The sequence below is a fragment of the Aestuariibaculum scopimerae genome (assembly GCF_059428085.1).
Map to the genome: position 1 here is coordinate 1,055,251 of NZ_CM182089.1, position 18,424 is coordinate 1,073,674.

Below are 18,424 nucleotides of genomic sequence, written 5' to 3' on the forward strand. Positions count from 1 at the left end.
CAAAACCTTGCAGGTTAATTTCAGCTAAATTAAATAATGCGTTACTTTTACACTATATAAATAAAAACAAATTTTGATTTTGTAGTATATTGAGTAAAACTAACAACAAAATATTTTAAACTATATTCTGTTTAAACACTAGATGAAATTTACGGGCTTCCTTTTTATACTCTTTATAGGTTTTTATGGGTTTACCCAAAACCTGAATTCAAATTATAGGACTAAAAAAGTTGCTGTAAAAGACACTATAGTTATTGATCGTGTTAGTATTAACCCTAATTACTTTGTAATTAGGCAAGCAGATCGTATTATTGATTCTACATATTATTCTGTTGATTTTTCTAAAGCCATTTTAATATTCAACAAACCTGTTGAAACAGATTCCATTAGTATTAACTATTTAAGGTTTCCCGATTTTTTAACACGAACATATCAGCAATTAAGTGATTCTGTTATTGTAAACAACACAAAAAACATTCAAAAACTCTACCAACTCTCACAACCTAATGAATCTAAAAATTTTATTCCTTTTGATGGTTTAGCTACTTCAGGAAGTATTTCTCGCGGGGTTACTGTTGGTAATAATCAAAATTCGGTTTTAAACAGTGAATTAGACCTCCAAATTTCCGGAAAACTAAGTGAAAAGGTTGCCTTACGTGCTTCTATACAAGATGCTAACATTCCGCTTCAGGAAAGTGGCTACAGCCAGCGTTTGGATGAATTCGATCAGGTTTTTATTGAACTTTACAGTGACAACTGGAATGTAAGAGCGGGTGATATTGACTTAGAAAATACCAACTCGTATTTTGCCAATTTTTCTAAACGTGTTCAAGGCCTGTCGGTTAAGACAATATTTGCCAATGACGATTCCCAAACCAATTTGTTTGCCGCAGGGGCCTTGGTTCGTGGCCAGTTTACAAGAAGCCAGTTTACCGCTCAAGAAGGTAACCAAGGCCCTTATAAGCTACAAGGACAAAATGGCGAATTATTCGTTCTTATTGTATCGGGTAGTGAAACGGTTTATGTAAATGGCAGTGTGGTACAACGTGGTGAGGACAAAGATTATATTATAGATTATAACGCTGGAGAAATAATTTTTAATGCAACCTTTCCTATAACCTCTGAAATGCGTATTACGGTAGATTACCAATTTAGTGACCGAAATTATTCGCGCTTAGTTGCCTATGGTGGTGGCGATTATAAAAGTGAGAAACTTAGTTTAGGTGTTTTGGTATATTCTGAAAATGATGCCAAAAACCAACCCCTGCAACAAAATCTATCAGAAGAACAAGTACAGATACTTGGCAATGCTGGAGACGACCGTAGTATGATGGTTGCCCCTTCTGAAGTTAAAGAAGCTTATAACGACAATAGAATTCTATATAAAAAAGAACTTGTTAATGGTAATGAAGCTTTTGTGTTTTCCAATAATCCTGATGATGAATTGTACCGTGTTACTTTTACACAGGTAGGTGCCAACCTAGGAGATTATGTTTTAAGCAATACCAATGCCATTAATAACATTTATGAATATGTAGGCCCTTTACAAGGAAACTATGCCCCTATTGTACAGCTTATTGCTCCAACAAAACTTCAAATGGCTGTGTTGAACGGACGTTATGCTCCTACTAAAAACACAACAATAAACTTTGAAATTGCAGGAAGCAAGAACGATTTAAACTTATTTTCTAGCTTGGATGATGCGAACAATGATGGTGTGGCTACTAAACTAAAAATTTCACAAAACATTATTAAAAATGATAGTTTATGGAGCTTGAATGTTTTTGCCGATGGTGATTATATACAGAAGAACTTTAGAACAATTGAGCAATTGTACAATGCAGAGTTTAATAGGGACTGGAATTTAAGCAACCTTAATGGAACTACAACAACCAACGCCCTAAACAACCAAACACTATTACGGTCTGGCTTAACAGCTTTTCACCCCGAGAAAGGTGCTCTAACCTATCAATTTGAGCATTTGGGGTATTCTAACGATTTTAACGGTAATAGGCATGTTAGCCATATTAATTTATTGCTCAATAAATTTAATATTCAGTCGTATTCAAGTTTTTTAAATGCAACCTCAAATATTAATACATCAAATTTTTTAAGGTCGCACAACCGCATAACCTATAGTATGACACATAGTTGGTTAGGCACAAAATTGGCTGTAGAGGATAATGAACAAAAACATATTCAAACGGATTCGTTAACAGCTTTGAGTCAAAAATTCAAGTCCTATGAAGTGTTTTTTGGTGTTGGTGATAGTACTAAAATATTTACTGAAATTGGTTATAAAAACCGCGTAAATGATAGTATACGAAACAACCAACTACAAAAGGTTAATACCTCTAACACCTATTATATAAATACCAGACTTATTCAAAATGCTTATACAAACGTATCGTTATATGCCAATTACAGGGTTTTAAAAAGTGAAGATGCTGCGGTTGCTAATGAACAGTCCATAAACTCTAGATTACAATTTAACCAAAAGCTTTTTAAGCAGATTGTACAATGGAATACACTTTTTGAAACCAATTCGGGAACCTTACCTCAACAAGACTTTACCTATGTTGAGGTAGAACCTGGACAAGGCACTTATACATGGATTGACTATAATGGCAATGGTATACAAGAGCTTGAGGAATTTGAAATAGCGCAATTTCAAGACCAAGGGAAATACATTAGGGTATTACTGCCCAATCGAGTTTATATTAAAACACATCAAAATAGGCTAAGCCAAACCCTAACCATCAATCCGTCTCAATGGTCGGTAAGCGATTATAAAGCTCAAAAGTTTTGGTCACATTTTTATAGCCAAACCAGCTATTTGGTTGATAGAAAGCTTAAACGTGAGGGTAATAGTTTTAATTTAAACCCTTTTAAAGGTGATGGTGAAAGCCAATTGGGGCTCCAGTTAAATTTTAGAAATATTTTGTTTTTTAACAGGGGCAAACAACACTATACAACGTCTTACACATATCTTTCCAATAAAAATCGTAACATACTATCCATTGGTTTTATAGAAAACAGTTTGAAGAGCCACCAACTTCATTTTAACCATAAGGTAGCCGAAAGTTGGCTTATAACATTACAATCAGATTTTGAAAAGAACGAAAGTATTAGTGAAAATTTTGCTAGTAAAAATTACCGCTTTGATGAAACACGCTTTAGTCCAAAATTGTCGTATTTGTTTAATGAAAATTCGCGATTTGATATGTTTTACCAACATGCGAGCAAAGACAATACCATTGGAAACTTAGAGACTTTAAAGCAGGCTAAATACGGTATATCATTTACATTTGCAAATAGCCAAAAAAGCTCTATTATTGGCGAGCTTAATTATTTTTCCAACAGTTTTAATGGAAACCCCAATACCCCAGTTGCATACCAAATGCTAGAAGGCTTGCAGCCTGGTAAAAACTTTACTTGGAGTTTGTTAATGCAAAAAAAGCTAACAGATTTTTTAGACCTGAACTTAAGTTATTTTGGTAGAAAAACAGAGACGAGCAAAACCATCCACACGGGTACGGTACAACTAAAAGCTTATTTTTAAAGCAAGAGTAGATCGGCTTTCTTAAACACCGAGATAATAACTTTTACGGCATCTATATAAAAATCTGGGTGTATGTTCTCGAAATCGTCTGTAGGTTCATGGTAATCCTTATGGTCATCTACCCCAAAATACAGGAATGGTATTTTCTTTTTATAAAAAGATGCATGATCAGATGCTTGGGTCCAATCATCTCTCCAATTCCCTTCATCATGTCCCGTAAGAAGTTTTACATTTCCAGTATCCTTGATACTTAAAATCAATTGCTTGAGGGGTTTATTGTATATGGTTCCTACGGCATATAATTCTTTCTTCTCGCTTCTACTTATCATGTCCATATTTAAGTTTAACCTTATTTGTTTTAGAGGGACTACAGAATTATTGATAAAATACTTAGATCCCCGAAGCCCAAATTCTTCACCATCAAAAGCAGCCAAAATAACCGAATGTTTAGGTGGGTGGTTTTTAAAATATTCTGCAAAACTGAACAAAGCACTAACACCCGAGGCATTATCGTCTGCCCCATTATAAATTAAACCATATTTAATTCCTTCATGATCGTAATGAGCACTAATAACAATGTATCTATCTTTAAACTGTGTTCCCTTAATAAAACCCAAAACATTAGCCCCTTTATATTGCTTACCGTCTTTGGTAAATTGAAAGGATTGTTCATAATGTTTATCTAATGGCTGAACATTTAAAGATTGAAATTGATTTATTATGTATTTTTTTGCCTTTTCAGCTCCTTTAGTACCACTGCGTCTTCCTTCGAAGACATCAGAAGATAGTGCTTCAACATGTTTTAAAAGCTGTTGTTCGCTAAATAATGAACGACTTTGTAATTGATTTTGGATTATTGCTTGTGCACCTAGGTAGTTGTAGGCATTAAACAATACAAAAAATAATATGGTTTTATACATGTAATAAATTTACAACATTAAATCTAACAAAAAAACCCAAGCCTAGGCTTGGGTTTTTATAATATTACGACAAACGACATTTAACATCTAAGAAAGGCTTGCTTTTAGCAGCTCTCTATTCATTCTAGCGATGTTGTCTAATGAAATGCCTTTAGGGCATTCTATTTCACAGGCTCCTGTATTGGTACAGTTACCAAAACCTTCCAAATCCATTTGTGCTACCATATTACGAACACGATCGGCTGCTTCTATTTGTCCTTGAGGCAGTAAAGCATATTGAGAAACCTTGGCTCCTACAAACAACATGGCACTGGAATTTTTACATGATGCCACACAAGCACCGCAGCCTATACATGTGGCTGCATCCATAGCCTCGTCAGCTGCATGTTTTGAAATTGGAATGGCATTAGCATCTTGTGTATTTCCTGATGTATTAACTGAAATATAACCGCCTGCATGCTGTATTCTGTCAAAAGCACTTCTGTCTACTACTAAATCTTTTATAACAGGAAATGCAGTAGCCCTGAATGGTTCTATTGTTATAGTATCACCGTCCTTAAACATACGCATATGCAATTGACAGGTAGTTACGCCTCTATCAGGCCCATGTGCCTCTCCATTAATATACATGGAACACATACCACAAATACCTTCTCTACAATCATGATCGAATGCTATGGGCTCTTCACCTTTATTAATTAACTGTTCATTCAAAACATCCATCATTTCTAAAAAAGACATATGTTCTGAAATATCAGTAACGTTGTAATCGACCATTTGACCCTTAGTGTTTGAGTCTTTTTGTCTCCAAATTTTTAATGTCAAGTTCATAATGTCTATTTTATTTGTATGATCTTTGTTTTAATTCTATGTCTTTAAACTCAAGTTCTTCTTTATGAAGCACAGCATCAGCTGGTTCGCCCTTATACTCCCATGCAGCTACATAGGCATAATCAGTATCGTTCCGTTTGGCTTCGCCTTTTTGTTCACCATCTAACTCCACGGATTCTTCTCTAAAGTGACCACCACAAGACTCATTTCTATTTAATGCGTCTTTGGCAAATAACTCTCCTAACTCAAGGAAGTCGGCAACACGTCCTGCCTTTTCTAGTTCTGGATTCATTTCGTTGGCATTTCCAGGAACATTTACATTTTTCCAGAAATCTTCACGCAGCGCCTTAATTTCAACCATGGCCTCTTTTAAGCCTTCTTCATTTCGAGACATACCACATTTATCCCACATAATTTTACCTAACTTTTTATGGTAATAATCTACTGTGTGTTTCCCTTTATTATTTATAAAGAAATCGATACGATCTTTTACTTCTTTTTCTGCTTCGTCAAACTCTTTAGTATCTGTTGGTATCTTTCCAGTTCTAATCTCATTGGCCAGATAATCCCCAATGGTGTATGGTAATACAAAATACCCATCGGCTAACCCTTGCATTAATGCTGAAGCTCCTAGCCTATTAGCACCATGATCCGAAAAATTAGCTTCACCAATACAATACAAACCATCTACCGTGGTCATTAAATTATAATCTACCCAAACGCCTCCCATGGTATAGTGTGTTGCTGGGTAAATCATCATCGGCGTTTTGTATGGATCCTCATCTACAATTTTCTCATACATTTGGAACAGATTACCGTATTTAGCTTCTACGATCTTTTTTCCTAATTCATATATTTTCTCAGCAGAGGCATTCTCGATATTATGAATTTTAGCTTGCTCTTTTCCATAACGCTCTATGGCCGATTTAAAATCTAAATACACCGCTTCACCTGTAGCATTAACACCATATCCAGCATCACATCGCTCTTTAGCAGCTCGTGACGCCACATCGCGTGGCACCAAGTTACCAAAAGCAGGATAACGACGCTCTAAATAATAGTCTCGCTCTTCTTCAGACAAATCGGTAGGTTTTTTACGCCCTTCACGAATGGCCTTTACATCATCTAAGCTCTTTGGCACCCAAATGCGTCCATCATTTCGCAAGGATTCTGACATCAGCGTCAATTTAGACTGGTAGTCACCAGAACGTGGAATACATGTAGGATGTATTTGTGTGTAACATGGGTTTGCAAAGTACGCGCCCTTTTTATGGATTTTCCATGCTGCTGTAGCATTAGAGCCCATGGCATTGGTTGATAAAAAGTATACATTACCATAGCCTCCCGAAGCAATTACAACTGCATGAGCGGAATGACGCTCTACTTCGCCCGTTATTAAATCACGAGCTATTATACCTCTTGCTTTACCATCTACTTTAACAACATCAAGCATTTCATGGCGATTATACATTTGTATTTTACCACGTGCTATTTGTCTGTTCATAGCAGAGTAAGCGCCTAACAACAATTGCTGACCTGTTTGCCCTTTGGCATAAAATGTACGGGATACCAATACCCCGCCAAATGAACGGTTATCTAACAGCCCACCATAATCACGAGCAAACGGCACCCCTTGTGCCACACATTGATCTATAATATTAGCCGACACCTCTGCTAAACGATACACGTTAGCTTCACGAGAACGGTAATCGCCTCCTTTTACGGTATCATAAAACAATCGGTAAGTTGAATCACCATCTCCTTGGTAGTTCTTTGCTGCATTGATGCCCCCCTGCGCTGCAATAGAGTGCGCCCTACGTGGTGAGTCTTGATAACAAAATGCTTTAACATTATAGCCCAACTCCGCTAAGGTAGCTGCGGCCGAACCACCCGCCAATCCAGTACCCACAACAATAACGTCAATGTGACGCTTGTTAGCAGGGTTAACCAGATTAATGTGGTCTTTATAATTTGTCCATTTATCTTTTATTGGACCTTTTGGTACTTTTGAATTTAAAGCCATATTTTTAAGATTAATGGTTAAAATGGTGATATAAAGCTATGAATATAAACCCTAATGGAATAATAATAGCATAGGCTTTACCTATTTTTTGTAATGTTTCCTTTCTACCTGCTGTAGATCCCATAGATTGGAATGCCGAGGTAAACCCATGAAGTAAATGTAATGCCAGAAATACAAATGCTATAACATAGGCCGCAACTCTAACAGGACTTACAAACTTATGTTGCAACTCTTCAAAATATCTTGTTGGGTCTTCTGGTAAAAAGGCTATGTACTTATAATTAATTTCTGGAAACCAAAAATCAATAAAATGCAATATGATAAATGCCAAAATAACAACGCCACTGTAAATCATGTTCCTACTCATCCATGATGAATTTGCTGCACCATTATTTTTAACATAGGCAACAGTTCGCGATTTTTTGTTTTTAATTTCTAACACAAACCCCATGACAAAATGAAATACAACACCAAAGATCAATACAGGTTGCAATGCATATTGCACTAATGGATTGGTGCCCATAAAATGGGAAACTTCATTAAATGCCTCTGCACTAAAAACAGATAAAATATTTATTGCAAAATGTTGAAGCAAGAAGAACATAAGGAAAAAAGCCGAAAGTGCCATCGCTACTTTTCTTCCAATCGAAGATTTAAAAAATCCGCTCATTATTTATTTAGTTAGTTAATACTTTTAAATGCTCATGCAAATGTAGTGAGCAAGCCTATTTTTAACAAGTTTTATAGGTTGTTTTATTAGGTATTTAGAATGGTTTTAAAGAAGCGTTTTTCAGTACATTAAGCTACTTTATGATTGTTATAACGCTCAATCAAAAACTATTTTTTTAGTGGTCATAGCCGTTTGTGAATGAATATTAACAAAATAAATGCCTTTTGAAACATTTGGCAGATTAATTGTTTTTATACGTTCGTCATTAGATACATCGTATTCTGAAATTACCCTACCACTAATGTCATAAATAACCACTTTTTGTAAACTCATTAAAGTTTTATTTTTAATAAAAAACTGTTCTTTTGCTGGATTGGGATATATGTTTACCCCTGCGTTTAAAATGTTATCTTCAACACTTAATGGGCAAGAGTAATCAGTCATAATTGAAGTTCCTAAACCTGGACAAGGGTTTACAGTCGTGCTTCTAGTTTGCACATCATTTGCAGCAGTGATATTAATTGCTCCAAGCACCCGTTGGATTTCTGCATTAGAAATGGCATAATTCATAACATCTTCCGTGTCAATAACATGACCTAATTGATGGCCGTGGCCCAATTCATGTAGCACAACACTTTCAAAATCATATTGTGTAATCCCAGGATCGCCTGTTCCAATATACCAAGTTTCACTAGCACCTGTATCTGGGTCATTTATATTATCATTAAACACGATATCCATGCCATTAACAAACCAATTGATGCTTGTATTTCCTGCAGTAAAACAACCATTGTAATAAGAGGTACAGCGACCTAAAACGCTCTCCTCACCACCTGCTGGAATCTCTGACCCATTATCAAAACGTATAACATTAAATGCGTCGTCAGCAACTACATCGGTTGTTGTTGGTGTATTTTGAATTGTCCAATTAACCCCAGTTGCACAACGCCAATTATCAAATGCTCTTTCAAAAGCCACTTTAGCTCCTGCATAATCTGAATTATTAAAAAAGTCTGTGTACATAACCCAAGTATATCCTCCTGACCCATTATTATTAATATGTTGTGTTTGGTAAGCCACATCAGTTCCCGGGTTCACATTATCGGCCACTAAATTCAACTGGGAATATGTAATTATAAGTTCGCTCGCAGATGTTGTAGAAGCATTTACATTATCTACTACTTGAATGGCTCCAGTTCCTGCTTCAGAAGGAATTTGAACAACAATTTGGTTACTTTCCCAGCTTATTATTTGCGAACCTAAAGCCTCTATATAAGTAGCACCTCCATCATCAGCATTTGAAAACCTAACAGCGCCTGGAGTTCCAAAACCCGAGCCATTTATTGTAAGTTCCGTTTTAGTTCCTGCACTTGCAGATGTTGGAAAAAAGCTTGTAATACTTGGAGCCGCAACCTTATTTTCTTTTATTGATTTACTTATTTCGTTAATATTATAAGGGGAGATATCTATATAGTTAGATTTTGTGACTGCCATGATTTCATTATACAGAGAATTAACGATATCTTGTTTTATGTTAAATGGGTTTGCAGCTAAATCACGTTCTATGTTATACTTATAAAACCCTTGAGCAGAGCCATAGGGTTTATATTTTTTTTTATTTGGCTTACTGTTTGAATCAATGTCAATATCACTTTCATACAACAAAAAAACACCAATATCCTTTTTGTTAAGTTTTAGACTGGGTGATACCACATGTGCTGAGAGCCCCACCACACCACCTCGGGTAATTACCTCTACAACGTCAAGGGGCGTTCCTTTAAAAACTTTAAAAACCTGAATAGTATTAACCGTAAAGATACTTTTATGTTCAACATCCCAATAAGCCTTTTTTGAAATAACTTTACCCTCTACAACTAAGCTAGACTTTTCAATTTGTTTGCTAAAAGTAATTTCCCTTAAAAAGGTTTGTGCACTTAATTGGGGTATGAGTATTATAAAAACCCCAAGCCATACTATTTGAGAGAAAATTTTGTTCATGATAATCCAACCTTCTTTGTAATAAAACCAAATATAACAATTAATAAACTATAATTTCTTTAGCTTTGTTTCTATTAATAAAAATTTAATATTACTAATTGTCATGAAATATTTACCAATAGATAAGTCCCTTTTCATAAACAATAGAAAAAACTTTACAGCTAAAATGAAACCAAAGAGCTTAGCTGTTTTTAATTCCAACGACATTTATCCCATAAGCGCCGATAGCACTATGCCCTTTGAGCAACATCGTGATATTTTTTATTTAAGTGGTGTAGACCAAGAGGAAAGTGTTTTGGTACTGTTTCCCGACTGCCCTAAGGAAAAGCACCGCGAGATTCTGTTTTTAAAGGAAACCAACGAGCACATTGCTATTTGGGAAGGCGAAAAACTAACCAAGGAAAAAGCTTTTGAAACCAGCGGTATTAAAACTGTGTATTGGCTGAAAGACATGGAAAAAATCTTGTTTGAGATTATGACCCAATGCGACACTATTTATATTAATACAAATGAACATTACCGAGCCAATGTTGAAACAGAAACTCGCGAAGACCGATTTACAAAATGGCTAAAAGAAAAATACCCTGCCCACGCAGTAGCAAAGAGTGCACCTATATTGCAGCGTTTGCGATCTGTTAAAAATCAGATTGAAATAGACCTTATGCAACAAGCTTGTAATATTACCGAAAAAGGGTTTCGTAGAATTTTAGGTTTCGTAAAACCAGATGTTTGGGAATTTGAAATTGAAGCTGAGTTTATGCATGAGTTTTTAAGAAACCGTTCTAAAGGCTTTGCATACACGCCTATTATTGCATCGGGAAATAATGCTAACGTACTGCACTATGTTGAAAATAACCAGCAATGCAAAGCAGGCGATTTAATACTGTTTGATGTTGCTGCCGAATATGCTAATTACTCCAGCGATTTAAGTAGAACTATTCCTGTTTCTGGCACCTTTACAAAAAGACAAAAGAAGGTTTACAATGCGGTTAATCGTGTAAAGAATGAAGCAACCAAACTACTGGTTCCCGGCACTTTATTGGAATCCTATCATGCTGAAGTTGGCAAATTAATGACTTCCGAATTGTTAGGCTTAGGTTTACTGGATAAAGCCGATGTACAAAATGAAAACCCAGATTGGCCAGCTTATAAAAAATATTTTATGCACGGCACATCGCACCATATAGGTTTAGATACTCATGACTATGGTATTTTAACTGAGCCAATACAAGCAAACATGGTATTTACAGTAGAACCTGGAATTTATATCCCTGATGAAGGGTTTGGTATTCGTTTGGAAGATGATGTTGTGGTTCAAAATTCTGGCGAACCTTTTAATTTGATGCGCAACATTCCTATTGAAGCAGATGAAATTGAAGACATCATGAATTCATAAAAACAAGAAAAGGGTCGTTATATAACGACCCTTTTTTAACAACACTAAAAATTGTAATTTACAGAGTGACTAATTCAAATAAATAATCGTTTAGCTTGCTAAGAGTTTTTATTTTATCATTAGAGTTAATTAGTAAAGAAATATTGTTATTACTACCTCCATAAGAGATCATTCTTATTTTTACATCTCTTAATATTTTAAACAGTTTATGGGTTTCTTCATGATTTACAATAGAGTGCCCAACCAAGCATACAATGCTTTGGTTTTTATCTACCTCTATAATAGCTATCTTTTCAAGTTCTGCTAATATCTTTTCTAGGTTTTTGTCATCGTCGATAGTTAAAGACACAGCCACCTCAGAAGTCGTAATCATATCAATAGCTGTTTCGTAAATCTCAAATATTTCAAAAACTTTCTTTAAAAAACCATATGCTTGTAGCATTCTGGCCGATTTAATTTTAATGGCCGTTATACCATCTTTTGCCGCAATAGCTTTTACACCTATTTCTGTATGGTGGTTATTTATCAACGTCCCAAAAGCCTTAGGGTTCATGGTGTTCTTTAAACGTACCGGAATATTGTCTGCCCTAACAGGTGTTACTGTTTGTGGGTGCAATATCTTAGCGCCAAAGTAAGCGAGCTCTGCAGCTTCGTCAAAAGACAAATTAGAAATTGGCTTGGTATTATCAACATATCGCGGGTCATTATTGTGCATGCCATCAATATCGGTCCATATTTGAACTTCTTCGGCCTTAATAGCAGCTCCAATAATAGTAGCCGTGTAATCGCTACCACCACGTTGTAAATTAGAAACAAGACCATTATCGTCCAAGCAAATAAATCCTTGAGTAATATAAATATCAGAATCTTTGGCCTGATCAAAAACAATTTTAAAATGTGTTTTAATATAATCTAAGTCAGGATCTTTAGCAGCATCAATCCGCATAAAATCTAAAGCAGGCAACAAAGTGGCACTTACCCCCTCTTGCTTTAAATAACTATTAACCATATAAGTTGAAAGCAATTCGCCTTGTGCAACTATTATGTTTTCTAATTGTTTTGAAAATGATTTATAAGTAGACTCAACCAAGAGGTTAAAAATACCTGAAACATATGCTTTAACTTCTTTGTTTAGAATTCGACTACTTAGAAGTGCATCAATGGTTTTAAAATACGTTTCATGAAGCATATTGATTTTATCAACAGCATCATTCAATCTTTTATCTTCTATATCCTTTGCAATGGCGACCAATTGATTTGTTGTGCCAGACATAGCCGACAACACAACAATCTTTTTTTCTCCGTCGTTTATAATGTTTTTAACATTACAAATATTTTCTACAGACCCAACAGAGGTACCACCAAATTTTAATACTTTCATATAAATTGTACTTAATGCTTTATTAAGTACTGATTATGCCACTTAAAAGCTTAAAAGTTTGCAATATCAGACTCATATCCATCAATTTGGGGACTAAACTATAACTACTTTAGAGAAAAAAAATATTTATTAAAAAAATTGTTTATTTTTGCACATATTGTTAAATAGTTAACATGTAGCATTCGTTAGCAAAAGTTCGGTTTTATAAGCAATGAACCTTACGAAGGTTCCATGTAATAAATAAAAAAACGGTAAATACAAATACATGAAAACTGTATCAAACTGTGTTGAAGACATTTTAATTACCCAACCCTATCTGGAGGAAGCATTATCTAGAAACATCATTAACTTTAGTGCTTTGGCTATTGAACTAACTGAGCCTATTAGTAAAATGCTAAAAAAAGATGTAAAACCTGGGGCTATAATGATGGCCTTAAGGCGCTATAACCCACCCACCACATTGACCAATTCGGTTAAGATGAGAAAGGTTATGCAAAATTTGGGAGATATTACCGTACGCTCTAACTTAACGGACTTTACGATTAAAAACTCTGAAACAATTATTGATAACCATTCAAAAATTTTGGATAGAATAAATCAAGAGTCTAAACTATTCTACACATTTACCCGAGGCATACACGAAAGCAACATTATTGTATCTAGCAGCTTAAACGACTTTGTTCTTGATAGCTTGAAAAATGAAACCTTTCTAGCTTCACAAGATGGTTTATCTGCTATAAGTGTAAATCTTCCTCAAGACAACTCTAAAATTGCAGGTTTATATTACCATTTTTTTAAACGATTAGCCTGGGAAGGCATTGTTCTTTATGAAGTTATTTCAACCACCAATGAGTTTACTATTTTGGTTGAAGATGAATTTGTTGACAAAGCCTTTTCTGCAATTAAAAAAGTGAAAGCTTAACTGGTTTTAATTAAACGCATTTCAACCCTACATTGTTTATTTTATGGACTTACTTTATAAAGGCATTAATATCTTCTTTACCGATGCTGGTAAAGGAAACCCAGTAGTATTGTTACATGGCTTTTTGGAAAACAGTACCATGTGGCAGCCTTTTGTGCCTGAGCTATCAAAAAACAATAGGGTAATATGCATCGATTTATTGGGCCATGGTAAATCTGGCTGCTTGGGCTACATTCACACCATGGAAGACATGGCTGAAGCTGTTGCATTTGTATTAAACCAATTAAATATAAACCAAGTAACAGCAATGGTTGGACACTCTATGGGGGGCTATGTAGCATTGGCTTATGCCGAAAAATATCCAAATGTTCTATGTGGACTTTGCTTAATGAACTCAACTGCGCTTCCAGACAACAAAGTAAAAAAAGAAAATAGAGATAGGGCAGTGATAGCTGTAAAACAAAACTACAAGACCTTTATTAGAATAGCAATTAACAACTTATTTAGGCCAAAGAACAGGTTGATTTTTTCTAAAAAGATTACAGACATTGTAAATAGTGCTTTAGAAACTCCCTTGCAAGGCATTATAGCAGCATTGGAAGGCATGAAAATAAGACCCAACAGAGAACATGTTTTACAATCTTCCAAATTCAAGAAAATGATGATTGTAAGCAAAAAAGACCCTGCTTTAGATTATAAAACATTAATAGACCAAACAATAAATACAGATGTTTTGGTAATAGAATTTCCAGATGGACACATGTGTCATATTGAAAATGAAAGCGAATTCTTAACAGAAATTATGCATTTCATCGAAAATATATAGCTTTTTGTCGTGTTATTAGGTTTTTTTACTTATGTTTATTCTCCTAAATCACTCAAATCATGGAAAAAACTACTAACAAAGCCAAATTAACCTCCAAAATGTACTGCAACCTTTTTGGTCATGATTACCAAGTAACTAAAAAAGTTACTTATCACGTAAAAGAGTATACTTGCTCACATTGCAAAAAACAATTAACTACTAATAGCAATGGAAATCTAATAGAATTGACGCCTAAGTTTAAGGAAATTAACGCTATCTTAGAAAGAATTTATAACTCCAGAATGGAACGTTCAAAGAGAAAATCGTTCGCTTCATCGATTTATTAACAACTTCCATCCTACAGTGAATGTTTTTTTATAGCTTAAGGGTCTTTTAACCTAAAAATCAACTTATTTAATGATAAACATTCATTGCAAGGTATTTGGTCATGACTTTACAGTAACTAGAAATGTTACCTATCACGTTAAAGAATACTCTTGCAAAAATTGCAAAAAACAGCTTACCACTAATGGAAATGGTCATTTAATTGAACTCACTCCTAAATTTAGGGAAATTAATGACGTATTAGAACGCATACACAATAAGCGTTTAGACAGGATGAATAAAAAAGCATCCTTAGAAGAAGAGGAAGAAGATACCCCTACTTTCGAATTGCTTAACTTTAGCCATTAAAACTTTTCCAGCCCTGTGCCTTAATTGGTATTTTTGTCTCTGCCCTTGTAACTAAATGAATGCCTTCAGTTGCTTCTTTTATATATCCTATCACGGTAAGATTAGGATTCGCTTTAATTTTAGGGAAATCCGTTTGGGAAATGGTAAACAACAATTCATAATCCTCTCCACCATTCAAGGCAACCGTAGTACTATCTATATTGAACTCTTCACAAGTAGAGATAACTTGGGGATCTAATGGGATTTTTTCTTCATATAAATCACAACCTACTTCACTCTGTTTACAGATATGGATGATTTCAGATGACAAGCCATCACTTATATCAATCATAGCTGTTGGTTTAACTTTTAAATCATCCAACAATTTAACAATATCCTTGCGAGCTTCTGGTTTTAATTGGCGCTCAATAATATAAGAGTACGGTTCTAAATCAGGTTGATTATTGGGATTTACTTTATACACTTCCTTTTCACGTTCCAGTATTTGCAAGCCCATATAGGCCCCTCCTAAATCGCCTGTTACAACTAGCAAGTCATTGGGTTTAGCGCCACTTCTAAAAACTGCTTCTTTAACCTCTCCAATAGCTGTAACCGAAATTATAAGGCCTTTGTTAGATGATGTGGTATCTCCCCCAACAACATCAATATCATAAATCTTGGCCGCCGTTTCTATACCAGCATACAAATCTTCAAGTGCTTCAAGAGGAAATCTATTAGACACGGCTATTGATACCGTAATTTGCGTTGCCTTGGCATTCATGGCATACACATCCGATAAATTAACAATCACAGCTTTGTATCCTAAGTGTTTAAGTGGCATATAACTTAAATCAAAATGCACACCCTCTACAAGCATATCGGTAGTCACAACAATTTTACTTTTGTTAAACTTTAAAACAGCAGCATCATCACCAATACCTTTAATGGTCGATGTGTGGCTTATCTTAAAGTTTTTGGTTAAGTGCTCTATAAGTCCAAATTCACCTAAATCACTTAACTGTGTTCGTTGTTGATTTTTATCTTCTATCATGTTGCAAAAATAGAAAGGTTATTTGATAAACTGATAAGATATGTTAGTGTTTTATGTGGCTATGGTGCTTTATATAGCAATTAACTATGGCGTACCAGTGAAGGATCTGTATAGAAAATGCTACATACATACGCTATAACTACGCTTTATATACGATTTAAAATATAAGGTTTGGGAGGTACTACTTGGATGTGTAAAATCTTATTTTATTAATATATAATATACGCAATTTTTAGTTAATACAGGGCCATTTGAATAATTAAACTTGAAAGCTTCTTTATTTTTTTTAATGCAATAACTAATACCTATAAAACTATATACTAATATAATGTTAGGTTATATGGTAATCCGTGACTTATATTGTATATTTGCACTCTATTTAGACAAAATCTATATAAGAATTATGATAAAAGTTTCTGAAACAGCTAAGAAGAAGGTTATCGAGCTTATGCGAGAAGATGGCTTTAACCCCACTACAGATTATGTACGCGTGGGTGTTAAAAGTGGTGGTTGTTCTGGGCTATCTTACGATTTAAAGTTTGACAAAGAAAACCAAGAAGGCGATAAAGTATTTACAGATAATGATGTTAGAATTATTGTAGACAAAAAAAGTTTTCTTTACTTAATTGGAACTACCTTAGAATATTCTGGGGGTTTAAACGGCACGGGGTTTGTATTTAATAATCCAAATGCAAATCGCACTTGCGGTTGTGGCGAAAGTTTCTCTCTATAAACAAAAATAATGAATAAATATACTGAAGACGATTTAAGGGAAGAGCTTAAAACAAAAGAATACGAATACGGATTTTATACAAATATAGCATCCGACACGTTTCCTGTAGGCTTAAATGAAGAAATTGTTCGAGCTATTTCCATTAAAAAAGAAGAACCTGAATGGATGACCGAATGGCGGCTTGAATCCTTTCGTGCATGGAAAGAAATGATTGAACCCGAATGGGCCAACGTTACTTATAAAAAACCCGATTTTCAAGCTATTTCTTATTATTCTGCACCTAACAGCAAACCAAAGTACAATAGCTTGGATGAAGTTGATCCCGAATTGCTTGCTACGTTTGAGAAATTGGGCATCTCCTTAGATGAACAAAAAAAACTTTCTGGTGTTGCTATGGATGTTGTTGTAGATTCCGTTTCAGTAGCTACTACATTCAAAAAAACGCTTAGTGAAAAAGGCATTATATTTTGCTCTATTTCCGAGGCTTTGAGAGAACACCCTGATTTAGTTAAAAAATACATAGGCACCGTTGTTCCACAGAAAGACAATTTCTATGCAGCTTTAAATAGTGCAGTTTTTAGCGATGGGAGTTTCTGTTATATTCCTAAAGGCGTGAAATGCCCGATGGAGCTATCTACGTATTTTAGAATTAACCAAGCAGGAACAGGACAATTTGAAAGAACATTGGTTATTGCTGATGAAGGCAGTTATGTTAGCTATCTAGAGGGCTGTACCGCCCCAAGCCGCGATGAAAATCAATTGCATGCTGCTGTAGTTGAATTGATTGCGTTAGAAGATGCCGAAATAAAATACAGTACAGTGCAAAATTGGTTCCCTGGAAATGCTGAAGGTAAAGGTGGGGTTTATAACTTTGTTACTAAGCGTGGTCTTTGTGAAAAGAATGCAAAAATATCCTGGACACAGGTTGAAACCGGTAGTGCCATTACTTGGAAATACCCTTCTTGCATTTTAAAAGGTGACAATTCTGTAGGTGAATTTTATTCTATAGCTGTTACAAATAATTTCCAACAAGCTGATACTGGTACTAAAATGATTCATTTAGGCAAAAACACGAAGTCTACTATCATTTCAAAGGGTATCTCGGCAGGAAAATCCCAAAACAGCTATCGCGGATTGGTTAAAATTAGCCCCAATGCCAATAATGCCCGCAACTTTTCACAGTGTGATAGTTTGCTTATGGGCAATGAATGTGGTGCCCATACTTTTCCTTACATAGAAGCTAAAAACAAATCGGCTAAAATAGAACATGAGGCAACAACCAGTAAAATTGGTGAAGACCAAATATTTTATTGTAACCAACGCGGTATAGATACCGAAAAGGCTATTGCCTTAATTGTTAACGGTTTTAGTAAAGACGTGCTGAATAAGCTTCCTATGGAATTTGCTGTTGAGGCCCAAAAACTATTGGAAATAAGTCTAGAGGGCAGTGTTGGTTAATA

General features: G+C 35.0%; 15 protein-coding genes. 8 read left to right on the plus strand and 7 right to left on the minus strand.

Annotation, left to right across the window (positions count from 1 at the left end; all coding sequences use genetic code 11):
- Window positions 1-142 precede the first annotated feature (142 nt).
- Window positions 143-3,562, plus strand: a complete 3,420-nt coding sequence (locus AC5SR4_RS04735; RefSeq protein ID WP_495358388.1) for a DUF8818 domain-containing protein — start codon at window positions 143-145, stop codon at window positions 3,560-3,562.
- Here AC5SR4_RS04735 and AC5SR4_RS04740 read toward each other — a convergent pair.
- The 5 genes from AC5SR4_RS04740 to AC5SR4_RS04760 form a co-directional block, all read right to left on the minus strand.
- Complete coding sequence (locus AC5SR4_RS04740; protein WP_495358389.1) at window positions 3,559-4,482, minus strand: M28 family peptidase; 924 nt, start codon at window positions 4,480-4,482, stop codon at window positions 3,559-3,561. The two genes, AC5SR4_RS04735 and AC5SR4_RS04740, sit on opposite strands and share 4 nt — an antisense overlap.
- Before the next feature lie 87 nt (window positions 4,483-4,569).
- On the minus strand, window positions 4,570-5,313 hold the full coding sequence (locus tag AC5SR4_RS04745; protein WP_495358390.1) for a succinate dehydrogenase/fumarate reductase iron-sulfur subunit: 744 nt from the start codon (window positions 5,311-5,313) through the stop codon (window positions 4,570-4,572).
- A gap of 10 nt (window positions 5,314-5,323) precedes the next feature.
- Window positions 5,324-7,336: a fumarate reductase/succinate dehydrogenase flavoprotein subunit gene (locus AC5SR4_RS04750; RefSeq protein WP_495358391.1), complete on the minus strand. Its 2,013-nt coding sequence runs from the start codon at window positions 7,334-7,336 to the stop codon at window positions 5,324-5,326.
- A 10-nt stretch (window positions 7,337-7,346) separates the two neighbouring features.
- Window positions 7,347-8,006, minus strand: a complete 660-nt coding sequence (locus AC5SR4_RS04755; RefSeq protein ID WP_495358392.1) for a succinate dehydrogenase cytochrome b subunit — start codon at window positions 8,004-8,006, stop codon at window positions 7,347-7,349.
- Between the two features lie 156 nt (window positions 8,007-8,162).
- Window positions 8,163-10,004 carry a T9SS type A sorting domain-containing protein gene (locus AC5SR4_RS04760; RefSeq protein ID WP_495358393.1) on the minus strand — a complete coding sequence of 614 codons (1,842 nt, stop codon included), beginning with the start codon at window positions 10,002-10,004 and terminating at the stop codon, window positions 8,163-8,165.
- Between the two features lie 103 nt (window positions 10,005-10,107).
- On the opposite strand from AC5SR4_RS04760, the gene AC5SR4_RS04765 reads away from it, so the two are divergent.
- Complete coding sequence (locus AC5SR4_RS04765; RefSeq protein WP_495358394.1) at window positions 10,108-11,400, plus strand: aminopeptidase P N-terminal domain-containing protein; 1,293 nt, start codon at window positions 10,108-10,110, stop codon at window positions 11,398-11,400.
- Window positions 11,401-11,458: 58 nt separating this feature from the next.
- Here AC5SR4_RS04765 and AC5SR4_RS04770 read toward each other — a convergent pair whose 3' ends face one another.
- Window positions 11,459-12,781, minus strand: a complete 1,323-nt coding sequence (locus AC5SR4_RS04770; RefSeq protein WP_495358395.1) for an aspartate kinase — start codon at window positions 12,779-12,781, stop codon at window positions 11,459-11,461.
- A 265-nt stretch (window positions 12,782-13,046) separates the two neighbouring features.
- On the opposite strand from AC5SR4_RS04770, the gene AC5SR4_RS04775 reads away from it, so the two are divergent.
- The 4 genes from AC5SR4_RS04775 (at window position 13,047) to AC5SR4_RS04790 (ending at window position 15,201) form a co-directional block, all read left to right on the plus strand.
- Window positions 13,047-13,703 (plus strand): hypothetical protein, encoded by a 657-nt coding sequence (locus tag AC5SR4_RS04775; RefSeq protein WP_495358396.1) that lies wholly within the window; start codon window positions 13,047-13,049, stop codon window positions 13,701-13,703.
- 43 nt (window positions 13,704-13,746) lie between these two features.
- Window positions 13,747-14,529 (plus strand): alpha/beta fold hydrolase, encoded by a 783-nt coding sequence (locus AC5SR4_RS04780; RefSeq protein ID WP_495358397.1) that lies wholly within the window; start codon window positions 13,747-13,749, stop codon window positions 14,527-14,529.
- 98 nt (window positions 14,530-14,627) lie between these two features.
- Entirely contained in the window at window positions 14,628-14,855 is a 228-nt protein-coding gene (locus AC5SR4_RS04785) for a DUF1660 family phage protein (protein ID WP_495359158.1), read from the plus strand.
- Window positions 14,856-14,925: 70 nt separating this feature from the next.
- The gene (locus AC5SR4_RS04790; protein ID WP_495358398.1) at window positions 14,926-15,201 is read left to right on the plus strand and encodes a DUF1660 family phage protein; all 276 of its coding nucleotides are present in this window, start codon (window positions 14,926-14,928) and stop codon (window positions 15,199-15,201) included.
- Here AC5SR4_RS04790 and thiL read toward each other — a convergent pair.
- On the minus strand, window positions 15,191-16,231 hold the full coding sequence (gene thiL, locus AC5SR4_RS04795; protein ID WP_495358399.1) for a thiamine-phosphate kinase: 1,041 nt from the start codon (window positions 16,229-16,231) through the stop codon (window positions 15,191-15,193). The two genes, AC5SR4_RS04790 and thiL, sit on opposite strands and share 11 nt — an antisense overlap.
- A gap of 403 nt (window positions 16,232-16,634) precedes the next feature.
- On the opposite strand from thiL, the gene AC5SR4_RS04800 reads away from it, so the two are divergent.
- Together AC5SR4_RS04800 and sufB are read left to right on the plus strand one after the other, a co-directional pair.
- Entirely contained in the window at window positions 16,635-16,964 is a 330-nt protein-coding gene (locus AC5SR4_RS04800; protein WP_495358400.1) for a HesB/IscA family protein, read from the plus strand.
- A 9-nt stretch (window positions 16,965-16,973) separates the two neighbouring features.
- Window positions 16,974-18,422, plus strand: a complete 1,449-nt coding sequence (sufB, locus tag AC5SR4_RS04805; RefSeq protein WP_495358401.1) for a Fe-S cluster assembly protein SufB — start codon at window positions 16,974-16,976, stop codon at window positions 18,420-18,422.
- The last annotated feature ends 2 nt before the right edge of the window (window positions 18,423-18,424 follow it).

Bases quoted from the DNA above. Each gene is read 5' to 3' on its own strand.
- AC5SR4_RS04745 (WP_495358390.1), bottom strand. From the start codon at position 5,313: ATGAACTTGACATTAAAAATTTGGAGACAAAAAGACTCAAACACTAAG.
- AC5SR4_RS04760 (WP_495358393.1), bottom strand. From the start codon at position 10,004: ATGAACAAAATTTTCTCTCAAATAGTATGGCTTGGGGTTTTTATAATA.
- AC5SR4_RS04785 (WP_495359158.1), top strand. From the start codon at position 14,628: ATGTACTGCAACCTTTTTGGTCATGATTACCAAGTAACTAAAAAAGTT.
- AC5SR4_RS04800 (WP_495358400.1), top strand. From the start codon at position 16,635: ATGATAAAAGTTTCTGAAACAGCTAAGAAGAAGGTTATCGAGCTTATG.
- AC5SR4_RS04750 (WP_495358391.1), bottom strand. From the start codon at position 7,336: ATGGCTTTAAATTCAAAAGTACCAAAAGGTCCAATAAAAGATAAATGG.
- AC5SR4_RS04735 (WP_495358388.1), top strand. From the start codon at position 143: ATGAAATTTACGGGCTTCCTTTTTATACTCTTTATAGGTTTTTATGGG.
- AC5SR4_RS04765 (WP_495358394.1), top strand. From the start codon at position 10,108: ATGAAATATTTACCAATAGATAAGTCCCTTTTCATAAACAATAGAAAA.
- AC5SR4_RS04780 (WP_495358397.1), top strand. From the start codon at position 13,747: ATGGACTTACTTTATAAAGGCATTAATATCTTCTTTACCGATGCTGGT.
- AC5SR4_RS04790 (WP_495358398.1), top strand. From the start codon at position 14,926: ATGATAAACATTCATTGCAAGGTATTTGGTCATGACTTTACAGTAACT.
- sufB (WP_495358401.1), top strand. From the start codon at position 16,974: ATGAATAAATATACTGAAGACGATTTAAGGGAAGAGCTTAAAACAAAA.
- AC5SR4_RS04770 (WP_495358395.1), bottom strand. From the start codon at position 12,781: ATGAAAGTATTAAAATTTGGTGGTACCTCTGTTGGGTCTGTAGAAAAT.
- AC5SR4_RS04775 (WP_495358396.1), top strand. From the start codon at position 13,047: ATGAAAACTGTATCAAACTGTGTTGAAGACATTTTAATTACCCAACCC.
- AC5SR4_RS04740 (WP_495358389.1), bottom strand. From the start codon at position 4,482: ATGTATAAAACCATATTATTTTTTGTATTGTTTAATGCCTACAACTAC.
- thiL (WP_495358399.1), bottom strand. From the start codon at position 16,231: ATGATAGAAGATAAAAATCAACAACGAACACAGTTAAGTGATTTAGGT.
- AC5SR4_RS04755 (WP_495358392.1), bottom strand. From the start codon at position 8,006: ATGAGCGGATTTTTTAAATCTTCGATTGGAAGAAAAGTAGCGATGGCA.